General features: G+C 63.0%; 11 protein-coding genes and 1 riboswitch. Of the genes, 6 read left to right on the top strand and 5 right to left on the bottom strand.

The window, feature by feature from the left end; all coding sequences use genetic code 11:
- Nucleotides 1-58 precede the first annotated feature (58 nt).
- Entirely contained in the window at nt 59-769 is a 711-nt protein-coding gene (locus ACX3OZ_RS17580; RefSeq protein ID WP_459095686.1) for a thiamine diphosphokinase, read from the bottom strand.
- Nucleotides 770-789: 20 nt separating this feature from the next.
- Nucleotides 790-886: riboswitch (TPP riboswitch) on the top strand.
- Nucleotides 887-956: 70 nt separating this feature from the next.
- Here ACX3OZ_RS17580 and thiB point away from each other — a divergent pair.
- The 3 genes from thiB to ACX3OZ_RS17565 all read left to right on the top strand — a co-directional run bounded on the left by thiB (nt 957) and on the right by ACX3OZ_RS17565 (nt 4,261).
- Nucleotides 957-1,964, top strand: coding sequence for a thiamine ABC transporter substrate binding subunit (thiB, locus tag ACX3OZ_RS17575; protein ID WP_459095685.1), 1,008 nt, complete (start codon nt 957-959; stop codon nt 1,962-1,964).
- Nucleotides 1,965-2,043: 79 nt separating this feature from the next.
- Nucleotides 2,044-3,636 (top strand): ABC transporter permease family protein, encoded by a 1,593-nt coding sequence (locus ACX3OZ_RS17570; protein WP_459095684.1) that lies wholly within the window; start codon nt 2,044-2,046, stop codon nt 3,634-3,636.
- On the top strand, nt 3,623-4,261 hold the full coding sequence (locus ACX3OZ_RS17565; RefSeq protein ID WP_459095683.1) for an ATP-binding cassette domain-containing protein: 639 nt from the start codon (nt 3,623-3,625) through the stop codon (nt 4,259-4,261). Before ACX3OZ_RS17570 ends, ACX3OZ_RS17565 begins: the two co-directional genes overlap by 14 nt.
- 4 nt (nt 4,262-4,265) lie before the next feature.
- On the opposite strand, the gene ACX3OZ_RS17560 is transcribed toward ACX3OZ_RS17565, so the two are convergent.
- Both ACX3OZ_RS17560 and ACX3OZ_RS17555 read right to left on the bottom strand, forming a co-directional pair.
- Nucleotides 4,266-6,251 carry a hypothetical protein gene (locus ACX3OZ_RS17560; RefSeq protein WP_459105084.1) on the bottom strand — a complete coding sequence of 662 codons (1,986 nt, stop codon included), beginning with the start codon at nt 6,249-6,251 and terminating at the stop codon, nt 4,266-4,268.
- 48 nt (nt 6,252-6,299) lie between these two features.
- Nucleotides 6,300-7,589, bottom strand: coding sequence for an adenylosuccinate synthase (locus tag ACX3OZ_RS17555; protein WP_459095681.1), 1,290 nt, complete (start codon nt 7,587-7,589; stop codon nt 6,300-6,302).
- A gap of 163 nt (nt 7,590-7,752) precedes the next feature.
- Here ACX3OZ_RS17555 and ACX3OZ_RS17550 point away from each other — a divergent pair, with 163 nt between their 5' ends.
- On the top strand, nt 7,753-8,715 hold the full coding sequence (locus ACX3OZ_RS17550; RefSeq protein WP_459095680.1) for a DMT family transporter: 963 nt from the start codon (nt 7,753-7,755) through the stop codon (nt 8,713-8,715).
- A gap of 220 nt (nt 8,716-8,935) precedes the next feature.
- On the opposite strand, the gene serA is transcribed toward ACX3OZ_RS17550, so the two are convergent.
- Entirely contained in the window at nt 8,936-10,519 is a 1,584-nt protein-coding gene (gene serA, locus ACX3OZ_RS17545) for a phosphoglycerate dehydrogenase (protein WP_459095679.1), read from the bottom strand.
- Between the two features lie 126 nt (nt 10,520-10,645).
- Nucleotides 10,646-11,827 (bottom strand): phosphoserine transaminase, encoded by a 1,182-nt coding sequence (locus ACX3OZ_RS17540; RefSeq protein ID WP_459105083.1) that lies wholly within the window; start codon nt 11,825-11,827, stop codon nt 10,646-10,648.
- 345 nt (nt 11,828-12,172) lie between these two features.
- On the opposite strand from ACX3OZ_RS17540, the gene ACX3OZ_RS17535 reads away from it, so the two are divergent.
- On the top strand, nt 12,173-12,388 hold the full coding sequence (locus ACX3OZ_RS17535; protein WP_459105082.1) for a hypothetical protein: 216 nt from the start codon (nt 12,173-12,175) through the stop codon (nt 12,386-12,388).
- Between the two features lie 337 nt (nt 12,389-12,725).
- A complete protein-coding gene (locus ACX3OZ_RS17530) occupies nt 12,726-14,753 on the top strand; it encodes an AAA family ATPase (protein ID WP_459105081.1) in 2,028 nt (675 codons plus the stop codon).
- Nucleotides 14,754-15,032 lie beyond the last annotated feature (279 nt).

The raw sequence follows: 15,032 nt of genomic DNA, 5'->3' as shown, positions 1-15,032 counted from the left end.
GGCGGGCCCGGTGCCCGCCTTTTTTGTTTTCTGCACGCTTGCACGGTGTCACCGCGAACTAAGGCTGGGCGGCCAATTGGCTTGCCGCGATCAAATCCCACAGCCGCTCCTTGCCCAGGATCAGCAGCCACGGCGTATCGTCCATCGGCTCGATGACCACCCGGCCGCCAGTGCCTTCATTGGAGGTGCCGATCAGCCCGCCGGGTTCCAGCGTCAGCCCGTCCATCGGATAGAGCAGCCCGCTGGAGCGGACGAAATCGATCGGCAGCAGCGGATGGATCGAGACGCGTTCGCGGATACCGGCCTCAAAGGCGATACAGCCGGTCACCGCCAGCGCCACATCCACCTCGTCGACCAGCAGCAGGCGGCGCGACGGCGCGAATTGCAGCACGGCGCTGAGCGCCGCCAGCGTATGGTCGAGCCGCTTGCCGGTCATGCCCAGCGCCAGCGTCACCGGCGCGTCGGTGGAATACAGCGCTTTCTGGAAATCGGTGGTGATCTGCTCGGGAATATGGATCACCCGCGTCCGCGCCTCCCAGCGGGCGCGGTCCCGCAGCGAATCGAGGTCGCCGATGATGGCGGCGGGCAGCAGCCCGGCATCGCCAATGGCATCGCCGCCGCCATCGGCCCCCACCAGCATGACGCCGCGCCCGGCCAGCTCCACCAGCAGCGCCGGATCGACCGCGCCACCGCCCACAATGGCCAGCGGCCCATCGCATACGACCAAGGGCCCATGGGCTATCGGCACCGAAGTGTCTTGCACTGTCACAATGGTCTCATTAAGTGTGGGGTGTCTCGCTGGGGTGTTCCGGGGTTCCGGAGCTGAGAGTTACCCATTGAACCTGAACCAGGTCATGCTGGCGGAGGAAGTTCGAGATGGCAAGGGCCTCTCGTCGGTCCACGCCATTGACACATATCCCTTCACCCATGACCGCACACCATTGAAGGGATGACCCATGGTCAAATCCACTCGTCTGGCGCTTGCGGTCCTTGCCGGATTGTTCGTCGCACCTGCAATTGCGCAGGATACGCCCAAGCTCACCATCTACACCTATGACGGCTTTGCCGCCGAATGGGGCCCCGGCCCGGCGCTCAAGACCGGCTTTGAAGCCATATGCGGCGGCTGCACCGTCGAATGGATCGCTGCCGACAGCTCCATCGGCACGCTACGCCGCGTGCAGCTTGAAGGCGATACCACCGAGGCCGACCTCATCGTCGGGCTCGATACCGCCGTCGCCGGCGAAGCCCGCGCCACGGGCCTGTTTGCCGATCACGGGCTGAGCCTCACCGATCTGGCCTTGCCGGGCGAATGGACCGACGCGCAATTCGTGCCCTTCGATTATTCCCATTTCGCCTTCATGTACGACACCGACACCATGACGGTGCCACCGACCTCGTTCGAGGAACTGATCGCCCTGCCGGAGTCGGTCAAGATCGTCATCCAGGACCCGCGCTCGTCCACTCCGGGCTTTGGCCTGGTGCTGTGGGTCAAGGCTGCCTATGGCGACCGCGCCGCGGAAATCTGGAGTGGCCTCAAGCCGCATATCCTGACCATCACCCGCGACTGGAGCGAGAGCTATAATCTCTTCCTCAGCGGCGAAGCCGATATGGCGCTGAGCTACACCACCTCGCCCGCCTATCACATCATCGAAGACGGCGACGAGACCATCAAGGCAGCGCTGTTCACCGAGGGACACTACCCGCAGATCGAAGTGGCCGGCGTGCTGAAATCGTCCGACCAGCAGGAGCTGGCCAAGCAGTTCCTCGCCTATCTGGTGTCGCCCGACGCCCAGCAGATCATCCCGCATACCAACTGGATGTTCCCGGTGGCCGATCTGGCCGGCGATCTCGATCCGACCTTTGCCGCGCTGCCGCAGCCGGACAAGACCCTGACCTTCACCGACGCAGAAATCGCGGCGAACGGCCAGGCCTGGATCGACGAGATGCTGGCAGCGGTGCAGTAGGCGTCGAGATGGCCGCTATCACGAAATGGCACCTCCCCCGTCACGGGGGAGGTGAAGCTCGGTGGTTGGGGCGGCAATCATGCTGACCCTGCCCCACCGCCCCTACCGCATCGCGGCCTCCATTGCCTTGGCAGGGGCCATCGCCGCCCTCATCGGGCTGGTGCTCTGGGCCATTCTGGCCGCGGCCACCGATAGCGGTGGCAGCGCCTCGCGTATCGATATTCCCCATCTGCTGCGCATGACCTCCATTCAGGCCGGGCTGACCACCATCCTGTCGCTCGCCGTCGGCACCATGCTGGCCTGGGCGCTGAACCGGCTGCGCTTCCCCGGCCGCGATCTGGTGGTGGGGCTGTTCGCCTCGGCCATCGTCACCCCCGGCATGGTGGTCGCCTTCGGGCTGCTGTCGATCTGGGGCCGCAATGGCTGGATCAATCAGGCCAGCGAGGCGCTGTTCGGCTTTTCCATCGGCAATCCGGCCTTTGGCCTGTCGGGCATCCTGTTTGCCCATGTGGTGCTCGATGGCGCCTTTGCCGCCCGCATCATGCTGGCCCGGCTCGACGCCATTCCTGCCAGCCGGCTCAAGACCGGGCAATCGCTGGGCCTGTCGCCCTGGCAGCGCTTTGCCATTCTGGACTGGCCGGCCCTGCGCGGCACCATGCCGGGCCTCGCAGCGATCATTTTCCTTCTGGCCTTCACCAGCTTCCCCATCGTGCTGCTGCTCGGCGGCGGCCCGGCCAACCAGACGCTGGAAGTCGCCATCTATGCCGCCGTACGACAGGATTTCGACCTGACCGGCGCGGTGCGCCTTGCCGCCACCCAGATTGCGGTATGCTCGCTGGTCATTCTGGCCGCCTCGGCATTGGCGCCAATCCCAGCCAGTTTCGGCGCCTCCGCCGCGCCGCGCTGGCGCGATGCCGGGCCGGCGCGACTGCTGCAATGGCTGGTGCTGGCGCTCTGCACCATCGGCTTCGTGCTGCCACTGGTCTCGGTGCTGGTCGATGGGCTGGGCAGTGGCTTCGGCGCCCTGCTGGGCCGGCCGGTATTCTGGTGGGCCGCGGCCAGCAGCCTCGTCATCGGCGCCAGCTCGGCGCTGCTGACCCTGATGCTGGCCTTGACGCTGGCGCTGGGACGCGGCGCCACCGGGAGCGGCTTCTTGCGCACTGTGCTCGGCATGCCGGCCTTTGCCTATCTGGCGGTGCCGGCTGTGGTGCTATCGCTGGGGTTCTTCTTGCTGGTACGCCAGCTTGGCATTGCCCCCGCCACGGCTGCGCCCTTCGTCGTCATCCTGGCCAATAGCCTGCTGGCACTTCCCTTCGCCATGGCCACGCTGGGGCCACCGCTGGAGGCCATTGCCCGCAGCCGGGGCAAGTTGATCCGCTCGCTCGGCCTCTCCGGTTGGCGGCAATTTATCGCCGTCGAATATCCCCTGCTGGGGCGCGATATCGGCGTAATGCTGGCGCTGGCCTTCTGCTTTTCGCTGGGCGATCTGGGCGTCATCGCTTTGTTCGGCACGCAGGATTTCCAGACCCTGCCGCTGCTGATGTTCCGCGCGCTGGGCTCCTATCGCAGCAATGATGCCGCCGCCATCGCCGCCATCCTGCTGATTGGTACCATTATCGCCTTTGTCGGCCTGCCCAAACTTTTCGAAAGGATCGCCGATGCTGCGCGCTGAGAACCTCAGTTTTGCCTATCCCGGCCAGACCGCGCCCTATTTGTTCTCCTTCGTGGCCCATCCCGGCGACGTCACCGCCATTTCCGGCGCCAGCGGCTCGGGCAAATCGACCCTGCTCGACCTGCTGGCCGGTTTTCTGACCCCAGCCGCCGGCCGCCTGATCCTCGACCACGCCGATCTGCTGAAGCTGCCGCCCGAGGCCAGGCCCGTGTCGCTGTTGCTGCAGGCGGATAGCCTGTTCGAGCATTTGAGCGCCGCCCATAACACGGCGCTGGGCCTGCCTGCGGGCACACCCAAACCCGAGGCCAACCGGCTCGTCGCCGCAGCGCTGGCCGAAGTCGGGCTGGAGGGTATCGGTGCGCAGGTCGCCAGCACGCTTTCGGGCGGGCAGAAGCAGCGCGTGGCGCTGGCCCGCACCCTGTTGCGGGCACGCCCGGTGCTGCTGCTGGATGAGCCATTCTCGGCGCTGGATGACGAAACCCGGCTGGCGGTGCGCGACCTGGTGCGGCTGCTGACCATTCGCCACCGCTGGCACACCATTCTGGTGAGCCACCATGCCGACGACATCGCCGCCCTGGCCCAGCGCCGCTACATGCTGGCGGATGGGCGGTTGGCGGCAGCCTGACTGCTTACGACGCCCAGGCGGCGAAGACTTTGCCGAACAGAGCCTGGGCCGTCTCATCCTTTTCGAGGGTGAGGATGGCGTTGCGGCCGGTGCCATAAACCACGGCCAGATCCATCCACTGGCGATTTTCCAGCAGATCGGTGTTGGTGGTGGCGTCGGCCGGGGTCGCGCTCAGCGCGAACAGGAACGAGTTGCCGACAACACGCGCCGAGGCGCCGACCAGCGCCGTGCCCGGCACCAGTTCCTGGTCCTTCAGCAGCACGCCCGGCAGATTGGCGATGGTGCCGCCGATAAAGGTGTCGCTCACCTTGAAATCGACTTCCATCAGATGGCTGGCCGGCAGGCTCGGATCGGAGTTCTTGCGGATGGTGATGTCGACGCCCAGATTGCGCGCCGGAATGCTGGCCGTGCCCTTGAGCGTCGGCAGGCCGAGTTCATCGACACCTTCGCTCCACTCCACCGTGCCCGAGAATGGCACGGCGCCCGTGCTGCCGTCCTGGCTGGCTTCGAGCAGCAGCGACTGGCTGCCTGCCAGCACCGCCGGATCGACTGAGGCGGCCGGATCATTGGCCGCTGCCAGCGCCGTGGCTTCCGCATCGGGCAAGCGCTCTTCGCTCTTGATTTCGCCGCCGCTTACATCGGGCAGGACGGTTTCATTGCCCGTCGGCTGCACCGGTACGGGCGTCGGCTCAAGCCGATCTTCCAGTTCGAGCCCGCCAAGCCCGGAATTGGCCTCGCCGCTGGCCGGCGTCGGCGTGGTATTGCCGGGGCCCGCCGCGACATCGCTATTATCGGCCGGCTGCACCGGATCAAGAGTCGGCGTCGTGGGCGCCGCATCGGTGGTTTCGGTCACCGGGGCCGATGCCTGGCCAAACATCTGGTCGAGATCGACATAGCCCTCGCGCCAGGCCCAGAAGCCGCCGCCGCCGACACCGGCCAGCAGGATGGCAAAGACCACGAGGAAAATGGTGAGGCCGCCGCCACCGCGCGACACCGGTGTCCGGGCAAAACCGGCATCGTCGCTGTCCTCGGCAGGCGGCATGGAAAAACTATTCGGCGCTGGCTCGGGCGGGGGCGGCGTGGTTTCGCCGCGCGCCTCACGGTCCAGCGTTTCAATGGCGCGCTCGATGACGCCCTGGGCTTCGCTCGGATCGGGCTCGACCTCGACTTCACGAACACTGGAGAGCGCCGTTTCGACCGGCTCGGTTTCGACGACGCCGACCGGCATGGTGACCTGCTGGCGGGCGACGCCCTGCCCGCCCATCGACGGCTCGATGCGGGTTGTGGTGCGGGCCGGCTCGGCGGTGGAATTGGCGGCCAGACGCTGCGCATCGCGGCGCGGCTCGAAACTCGGCGCCTTGAGCGGGGTTTCCAGCGGCCGCACATTGGAGGCCGGTGGCAGTGGAGTGACCGGCACCGACGGCCCCACGATGCTGGGCACGGCACGCGGCTCAAGCTTGGCGGGCTCGGCCGGCTTGGCTTCGTCCTCAACCAGCGTCACCTGGGCACTCGAAGCCTGCGAGATGATGTCCTCGATCGACATCGCGGCAGGCGGAGGGGCAGCAACAGGCGCGGGCTCGGGTTCAACCGGCTTGGGCGTCTCGGCCGCCGGCGCAGGCCGGCTGGGCTCGACGACCGGTGCCGGTTCGGCTGCCACTGGTGCAGGCCGGCTGGGTGCAATGGGTGGTGGAGCAGCGGGTTCGACCGCCGCCGGCCGGGCAACGGGCGGCGTGATCGGATGGGGCGCCAACGCATGTTCGCGCCCCAGCGTGATGACCGCTTCGCTGGCTTCCTGTTCGACCTGACGGATACAATCTTCGAGCTGCAGGCGGTGCTGGGTGATGTCACGCGCCGGCAACGGGGGTGTGATGGCGCGCAATTGGCCAACGAGGGCCGAACGCGCCTTCTCATAAACCGCCCGCCGGGCGGCCCCATTATTCTCCGGCAGCGCCGAGATGGCGCGGCGCAACAGCTCCTTGTAGTCCGCCATTGGTCAGTTGGTACTCACAATTGCAGCGACGTCTTGTAACAAAAAATATCAGTCTTGGAATGGGTCAACGACAAGGATCGTATCCAGCCGCTCCGGGCTCGTCGACAGCATGGCGACGGGCGCCCCAATCTGCTCCTCGATAAAGCGGACATATTTGATCGCCTGCGCCGGCAATTCGGCCCATGTGCGAGCGCCGGCAGTAGTCTCGGACCAGCCTTCAAGCGTCTCATAAATCGGCTTAACGCGGGCTTGTGCCCCCATTGAGGCAGGCAAATAATCAATCCGTGATCCGTCCAGCTCGTAGCCGACACAGACCTTGATCTCCTTGAGGCCATCCAGCACGTCGAGCTTGGTCAGCGCAATGCCCGTAATGCCCGAGGTCTTGACGGTCTGGCGTACCAGCACCGCATCGAACCAGCCGCAACGGCGCGGCCGGCCGGTATTGACGCCGACTTCCTTGCCGACAATGGCCAGATGCTCGCCGATCTCGTCATCCAGTTCGCAAGGGAACGGGCCTTCGCCGACGCGGGTCGTATAGGCCTTAGTGATGCCCAGCACATAGCCGATGGCGGTGGGGCCAAGGCCCGAACCGGCCGCAGCCTGGCCGGCAACGGTGTTGGATGAGGTGACGAAGGGATAGGTGCCGTGGTCATTGTCGAGCAAGGCGCCCTGCGCGCCTTCGAACAGGATGCGGGCGCCAGCCTTGCGCTTGTCGTCCAGTACCTGCCACACCCGGTCCATGAAGGGCAGGATTTCGGCGGAAACCGAGATCAGCTCGTCGTAAATCGTCTGCGCCGCAATCTCGGGCAGGCCCATGCCGCGCCGCAGCGCATTGTGGTGGCCGAGCAGGCGCTCAACCTTGACCATCAGCGTCTCGGGCTCGGACAAATCGATCAGGCGGATGGCGCGACGGCCAACCTTGTCTTCATAGGCCGGGCCAATACCGCGCTTGGTGGTGCCGATCTTGAGACCCGACGTGGAATCCTCGCGGATCGCATCCAGCTCGCGATGCAGCGACAGAATCAGCGGCGCGTTGTCGGCGATGCGCAGAATTTCCGGGGTGATCTTGACGCCCTGCGCGCGCAGCTTGGCCATTTCGGCGACGAAATGATGCGGATCGACGACCACGCCATTACCGATGACCGACAGCTTGCCCTGCACCAGACCCGAGGGCAGCAGCGCCAGCTTGTAGCTGACTCCGTCGATGACCAGCGTGTGGCCGGCATTGTGGCCACCATGATAGCGCACTACCACATCGGCGCGCTCGGAAAGCCAATCGACGATCTTGCCCTTGCCCTCGTCACCCCACTGCGAGCCGACGACAACCACATTAGCCATAGAAATACCTTCTCCAGGATAGGCGCGACATAAAGGGCCCGATCGCTCCGATCGCTCCCTTCTCCAGATATTGGACGTCCGTTCCTCCGGCAACCCTTGGCACACATTCCATCGGGGCCGAATAACTGCTAAGTCCGACTGTCCTTACATCACCCGTGCCCCGATGACAAAGCCGCTAAAACACGAAAACCGCGGCATTTCCGCTGGACTGCTCGAGCAACCCTATCTGTTGCTGGTTCTGGCACCCCTGTTTTGGGGTGGCAATGTGGTCGCGGCCAAGCTGGTGGTGGGGGAAATCGACCCGCTGCTGCTGCTGGCCTCGCGGTGCCTCGGGGCGACGCTGTTCATCTTCCCCTTTGCCTGGCGTTTCCTCGCTGCCGACTGGCCGGTGATCCGCCGCTATTGGCCGCTGCTGATGATGTATGGCGTGGTCGGCTATGCGCTATTCAACGTCTTTCTCTATGTCGGCCTGACCACCACCACGGCGGTCAATTCCTCCATCGAGCAGGCCGCATTGCCGATGCTGATCATGGCGGCCAACTTCATCATCTTCCGCGTCCGCGCCACCTGGCTGCAGATCGTCGGCGTGCTGACCGCCATTTTCGGGGTGATTCTGGTGGCCACCCATGGCGACCCGACCCGCATCCTGACGCTCGATATCAATGTCGGCGACGGCTATGTGATTCTCGCCTGCCTGACCTACACCGCCTATACGCTGGCGCTGAAATACCGCCCGCAAATGCACATCATGAGTTTCATGACCGTCACCTTTTCGGGAGCGGCGCTGGCCGGGCTGGTGATCCTGCAACTATTCGGCGGCGGGCTGGGCCAGTTCGCCACCCTGACCGAGGCCTCGCCGCTGGTCTGGGGCGTCATCATCTATGTGATGATTTTCCCCTCGATGTTCAGCCAGGTATCCTATGCGCGCGGCGTCGAACTGGTCGGCGCCAACCGCGCCGCACCCAGCCACAATCTCATTCCGGTGTTCGGCGCGCTGGGCTCGGTACTGATCCTGGGCGAACGGCTGGAGCTGTATCACTATCTGGCGGCCGGCATCATCATCGGCGGCATCGTGCTGGCCGAATGGGCCGCGCGTCGGCGGACGGCGGCGCTGGCGACGCGATAGCGTTCTTCCCTTCTCCCCTTGAGGGAGAAGGTGGCGCGCAGCGCCGGATGAGGGGTCGCCTCCACGAGCATAAAAGCATGGGGATACTCGGCACCCCTCACCCTGTTCGCCGCTGAACGCGGACGAACTGTCCCTCTCCCTCAAGGTGAGAGGGACGATGGTACCAAACAAAAAAGGCCGGTGCTCACGCACCGGCCTTTTTCATCAAATTACGCCTGCCCTAGAAATGCAGCGCTTTAGCCTGCTTGACGCCCTCAAGCGCAGCAATCTCTGCCAGCTGTGCTTCGGTCAGCGTGCCGTCGATGGAGACCAGCGCGATGGCGTCGGCGCCAACATCGGCACGGCCGAGGTTGAAGTTGGCGATGTTGATGCCCAGCGTACCGAGCAGCGTGCCCAGACGGCCGATATGACCCGGCTTATCCTCATTGGTCACATACAGCATGGACGGCGTCAGCTCGGCTTCCATGTTGATGTCCTTGACCTGGATGATGCGCGACTTGCCATTGGCGAACAGCGTACCGGCCACGCCGCGCACCTGCCGCTCGGTGGTCACCGTCAGGCGGATATAGCCTTCATAGGCGCCCTGGCGGTCCCGGTTGGTGGTTTCCACCGTGATGCCGCGATCCTTGGCGATCTGCGGCGCCGAGACCATGTTCACATCGCCCAGCGAGGGCTTCAGCACGCCATTGATGGCGGCCGCGATCATCGGCTTGGTGTTGAGCTCGGCCACATTGCCCTCGAACTCGATCTTGATGCCCGTGATCGCCGTCTCGGTGAGCTGGCCGGCAAACAGACCCAGCGCTTCCGCCAGCTTGACCCATGGGGTCAGCAGCGGCGCTTCCTCGGCAGAGATCGACGGGAAGTTCAGCGCATTGGTGATTTCACCGCTCATCAGATAGGCCGAAATCTGTTCGGCCACCTGCAGCGCCACATTTTCCTGCGCTTCGGTGGTCGCCGCACCCAGATGGGGGGTGCAGATGACGTTGGGCAGATCGAAAAGCGGATTGTTCTCGGCCGGCTCCTGCAGGAACACGTCGAGCGCCGCGCCGGCAACCTGGCCGGATTTGAGCGCGTCGAACAGCGCCGCTTCGTCGATCAGACCGCCACGGGCGCAGTTGATGATGCGCACGCCCTTCTTGGTCTTGGCCAAAGCGGCCGCGTCGAGGATGTTGCGGGTCGCATCGATCAGCGGCGTATGCAGGGTGATGAAATCGGCGCGGCCCAGCAGCTCGTCCAGATCGACCTTTTCGACGCCCAGCGTCTGGGCGCGCTCGGGGGAGAGGAACGGATCAAAGGCAATGACCTTCATGCGCAGACCCAGCGCGCGGTCGGCAACGATGGAGCCGATATTGCCGGCGCCGATCAGGCCCAGCGTCTTGTTGGTGACCTCGACGCCCATGAAGCGGTTCTTTTCCCACTTGCTGGCGCGGGTCGACGCGTCGGCCTCGGGCAGCTGGCGGGCCAGCGCCATCATCATGGCAATGGCATGCTCGGCGGTGGTGATCGAATTGCCGAAGGGGGTGTTCATCACAATGATGCCCTTCTTGGTCGCCGCCGGAATGTCGACATTGTCGACACCGATGCCGGCGCGGCCGATGACCTTGAGATTGGTCGCGGCAGCAATGATCTTTTCGGTCACCTTGGTGGCCGAGCGGATGGCGAGGCCATCATACTGGCCGATGACTTCGAGCAGCTTTTCCTTGTCCTTGCCCAGATCGGGCAAATAATCCACCTCGACGCCATTGTCCTTGAAGATCTGGACGGCGGTTGGGCTGAGCTTGTCGGAAACGAGAACTTTTGGCATGGGAATTTCCCTGAATTTTGAGTGGGGTTCCCCTCCCGGAACAGCTCCGAGTATTGAGCGCGATAGCGCCACAAACTCGATCAGCACCTCCCCCTTGATGGGGGAGGCTGGGAGGGGGTGGAGTCGTTAAGCCGCAGCCTTGAGCAGCGCCTTTTCCTCGGCAAAAGCCCAGTCGAGCCACGGCGTCAGCGCCGCCAGATCGGAGGCTTCCACCGTGCAGCCGGCCCAGATGCGCAGGCCCGCCGGAGCGTCCTTGTAGGAGCCGAAATCATAGCCGACGCCGAGCTTGTCGAGGCGGGACACTATGGCCTTGGCAAACGCCGCCTGACCATCGGCATCGAGCGCGGCGATCTCGGGATCGGTGATCGACAGGCACACCGAAGTGTTGGAACGCTGATCGACGTTCTTGGCCAGGAAATCCACCCAGTCGGTTTTGGCAACCCAGTCGGCCAGCACCGTGAAATTGGCGTCGGCGCGAGCCTGCATGGCCTTGAGGCCGCCGATGTCCAGACCCCACTTCATCGCGTCGACCGCGTCTTCGATGCACAGCATCGAGACGGTATTGATGGTCTCGGCCTTGAAGATGCCTTCGATCAGCTTGCCGCCCTTGGTCATGCGGAAAATCTTGGGCAGCGGGCGGTCGGGCTTGAAGCTTTCCAGACGCTCAACGGCGCGCGGCGACAGGATCAGGATGCCGTGTGCGGCTTCGCCACCCAGCGCCTTCTGCCAGGAGAAGGTCACCACATCGAGCTTGGCGAAATCGAGGTCCTGCGCAAACGCCGCCGAGGTGGCGTCGCAAATGGTCAGGCCCGCACGGTCGGCCGGGATCCAGTCCGCATTCGGCACGCGCACACCCGAAGTGGTGCCGTTCCAGGTGAAGACCACGTCGCGGTTGAAATCCAACTGCGCCAGATCGGGCAATTCGCCATAGGGCGCCTCGAGCACGCGGACATCATCGAGCTTGAGCTGCTTCTGCACGTCGGTGACCCAGCCGGCCCCGAAGGATTCCCAGGCCAGCATGTCAACGCCGCGGGCGCCAAGGGCGCTCCACAGGAACATTTCTACCGCGCCGGTATCGGAAGCGGGGACAATGCCGATGCGATAATCGGCCGGAACTTCGAGCAGTTCGCGGGTCAGATCGATGGCTTGCTGGATGCGGGCCTTGGCCGGCTTGGCGCGGTGCGAACGGCCGGTCAGCGCGTCGGCAAGCACCTCAAGAGTCCAACCAGGACGCTTGGAGCATGGGCCCGACGAAAAATTTGGATTGGCCGGTTTTACCGCCGGTGCGGTTTGGGGCGTAATAGCCATCTTCAGCGACCCTCCCAGGTCTATGCGTCTCGCGTTAGGGCGAGATGTCCTAAGGCGAGAAATACGCCTGTGCCGAAGCGGCGTCAATGGGGTCCTATTGCGGAATGTGTGAAGCAGGGCGCATGAAATCATTGTTCGGCCGCACCCGACGAGCGAAACTGTTGAATTTCAATGCTGTAACCCAGTTTTCAGTTAACGCGGTTGGAGAAGGCCGAACTGGCGACAGCCAAACCATCACTAGTCTCGATAGCCATACCGGAGCTGAGCAGCGCCTCCTTGACGAGTCAGAAACTAGATGGTGACTAAATTAGTGATGCGAAAAAGGGGCGATGGAGGTGCTGCACTATGGGAAAAAGCAATCAGGACCAGGTGTCGGCATCGACTGACCTTGCGGCAAAAGTTGGCACACCTGTTCGCAAGGACGGCAGGCGGCCTTTGTTGGTGTACCTGGACCCGACGTTAATCAAGGACCTTAAGAAGGATGCCTTGGATCGGGAGGTGAATGTGTACGAATTGGTCGAGGAGCTACTTAAGAAGGCTCGATTGAACGCGGCGGCATGAATCGATTCTCGGGGCATTGGCAACGCGATATCGGGAAGAGGCACAAGCGTTGGCAACGAGCGGCCGCTCTTTGTCAGAAGGCGTAGCAACTGATCGAAGCCCGGCGCTCTTTCGGTTTGCAATATTTTGTCTGAACAGGGGGCGGACCCCACCACTGCAGCTAAGCGGGCTGCCAGTGGCCTCAAAAAGTTGTTTTCATTCTTAGCTATAATTTGGTGGGAAGTTCGCCTTGACTTTGTTCCCTTTTCGTTCCTTATGAACTAACGGAGCGCCTGCCGATAGCGACATCGCTTAGCCGCCTCCTCTGACACCATCAATAAGATGACCGGCGTGGCCGGTGTCCGAGGATAAAATGGCAAACTCAAAGAAAACCACATCATGTCGTTTGGCCGCTGCTGGCGCCCGCGATCTTGCGCTGCAACTGGCTTGCTGCCTTCGTCACCGGACGGCTACAGAACTCGCAAAAGAATGCAGCACCGACGAAGAAGAAGCGGCCATCACCGAAAAGCTCCAGACCAATATGCGCTTGCCGGCAGACAAAGCGGCATATGCAATTGCACTGGCGCACTGCCTCGGCCCTTACCACCCCTCGGTTGAGGACCTGGGGGCCACAAAGGCCTTCATTGTGATCAGGTGCAGAGCCGGTGATGATGCAGACGCGGTGGGCGAGGTGCTGGCAGACGCCATGCGACATGAAGCAGGCCGGATCGCGTACAACCCACAATATGGCTTACGCGCTGAAGAACGCCTCGTGGTGATCACCGATGCTGGCATGCGTCATACGGATCGAATGGTTCGCGCGATTGCCCAAGCAGCCGAGCAGTGTCTTCCCATCTTTTGCACCTTGGCCGCTGGCGATCCAATTCCCGCTTCTCTTGCAGGTGCAGAACTGGTGTTGGACCTGCCTGCCGTAACTCCAGAAATGCTCGCGCTTCTCTTCGAGGTCGCTCATGATGAGGTACCACCAGGCGTCCATGGCTTCAGGTCTGCCGAGAAGCTGTGCACCGAGAACCTTGTGGCCCATGTTCGGCGGGCTCGGCCAGCAGAGGAGTGTCTTGCCGGCCTGCAGGAGACGGTTTGTCCGACGATACCAACGCCAAAATCAGTGTCGGTTCAGATCGCGGATCTGGCCGGTTACGGCGAGGCCAAGACTTGGGCCTTGGAACTCGCCCAGGACATGATGCTTTGGCGGGCACGGACGCTCAGCTGGGACGAGGTTGATCATCGAGCCGTCGTGCTCAGTGGCCCTCCTGGCACTGGCAAGACAAGCTTTGCTGCGGTGCTCGCGAACAGCCTCGAGATTCCGCTGATCGCCTCCAGTGTTGCTGAGTGGAACACGCATAAACACCTCTCGGGTACTCTCAACCGTATGAAGGAGGTCTTTTCCGACGCGATCGCCAAAGCACCCTGTGTACTGCTCATCGACGAGATCGATGGCATATCGAGCCGAGCCACTGTCTCGGGCGATCATGTTGAGTACTGGACACAAATCGTGAATTTGATGCTGGTGCTCGTCACTGAGGCACTCGCCACATCTGGAGTGGTAATTGTCGGTACTACCAATCACGTCCAGCGCATTGATCCAGCACTGACGCGCTCCGGGCGTCTGGACCGCACCATCCGGATCGAGCTCCCTGATGCGGAGGCCATAGGCTCTATTCTGGCGCGCTATGTCGGTGGCGGTGTGCGGGTAAAGGACCTAAACCCCCTCGCCAGTCGCCTGAAGGGGCACACTGGAGCCGATATCGAAAAGCTGGTGCGGGCGGCGAAGGCCTCCGCCCGTCGAGCACAGCACATATTTTCTCTCGCCCATATCGAAGCTCTCGTTCCTGATCCCTTGGCGAACTTGGCGCCTAGGACGCGCCGGCGCATTGCCGTCTATCGGAAGGCACAAGAGATTGTCGCTCAGATTTTGGGCCTGTCAGAGATGGACCCGAATACCCAGGATTTGGGTCAGCTTTTAACTCATGGCCTTTCGGCGGAGCGTTTCCACACGGAGCAAACCTGGAATGATGTCCTTGCTATTATCATGGCGGGCAGAGCAGGCGAGGAGATAGTCTTTGGAGATGTCTCGACATTTGGCTCGTGCGTTGCAGGATCAGATCTGGCTGTTGCAACTGCTATAGCCAGTGACCTGGAACTGAAGGCCGGCTTTGGAGAGTTGGGGCATATATATATCCAAGATCCTGCTACTGGCTCCAACCCACCGGGCCCGGTCGCCGACAGTATTCGGCGACGGATCGAGGCAGCATTGACGCGCGCATCCACGTTGCTCCTCGACAATGTCGCCGAACTGGAACGCGGAAGTACCGGCACATCAACGAGTGTGAAAGGGGCAGCTCCTAACCTGAGACTCTTGAACTGATTGTGCCTCAAGAGTTATGTGGACTTTGGGCGCCTCGTTGCCCAAAGCCCACTAAGCGGAGTTTGCCGCGGCAGCTTCTGACCCCCATTTCGGCCTTTCGGAGTAATTCCCGAAAGCCGCCGTTCGTTTTCCTACCGACGACAGCGGCTTTGCGCCCATGCACGAACCCGCTTTGCGGGAGGGCGGGTGCGGCGTGGTCGCGGTTTCATTATAGACTTGGGATCAAGCCGCACCTGATCTGACGATGGAGTTCCCTTCAACCAGAGGAACTTGCCATGG

The organism is Devosia sp. A369, assembly GCF_054489345.1.
This window is presented reverse-complemented; position numbering and strand designations above follow the sequence as displayed.

Bases quoted from the DNA above. Each gene is read 5' to 3' on its own strand.
- thiB (WP_459095685.1), top strand. From the start codon at position 957: ATGGTCAAATCCACTCGTCTGGCGCTTGCGGTCCTTGCCGGATTGTTC.
- ACX3OZ_RS17570 (WP_459095684.1), top strand. From the start codon at position 2,044: ATGCTGACCCTGCCCCACCGCCCCTACCGCATCGCGGCCTCCATTGCC.
- ACX3OZ_RS17565 (WP_459095683.1), top strand. From the start codon at position 3,623: ATGCTGCGCGCTGAGAACCTCAGTTTTGCCTATCCCGGCCAGACCGCG.
- ACX3OZ_RS17560 (WP_459105084.1), bottom strand. From the start codon at position 6,251: ATGGCGGACTACAAGGAGCTGTTGCGCCGCGCCATCTCGGCGCTGCCG.
- ACX3OZ_RS17555 (WP_459095681.1), bottom strand. From the start codon at position 7,589: ATGGCTAATGTGGTTGTCGTCGGCTCGCAGTGGGGTGACGAGGGCAAG.
- ACX3OZ_RS17550 (WP_459095680.1), top strand. From the start codon at position 7,753: ATGACAAAGCCGCTAAAACACGAAAACCGCGGCATTTCCGCTGGACTG.
- serA (WP_459095679.1), bottom strand. From the start codon at position 10,519: ATGCCAAAAGTTCTCGTTTCCGACAAGCTCAGCCCAACCGCCGTCCAG.
- ACX3OZ_RS17540 (WP_459105083.1), bottom strand. From the start codon at position 11,827: ATGGCTATTACGCCCCAAACCGCACCGGCGGTAAAACCGGCCAATCCA.
- ACX3OZ_RS17535 (WP_459105082.1), top strand. From the start codon at position 12,173: ATGGGAAAAAGCAATCAGGACCAGGTGTCGGCATCGACTGACCTTGCG.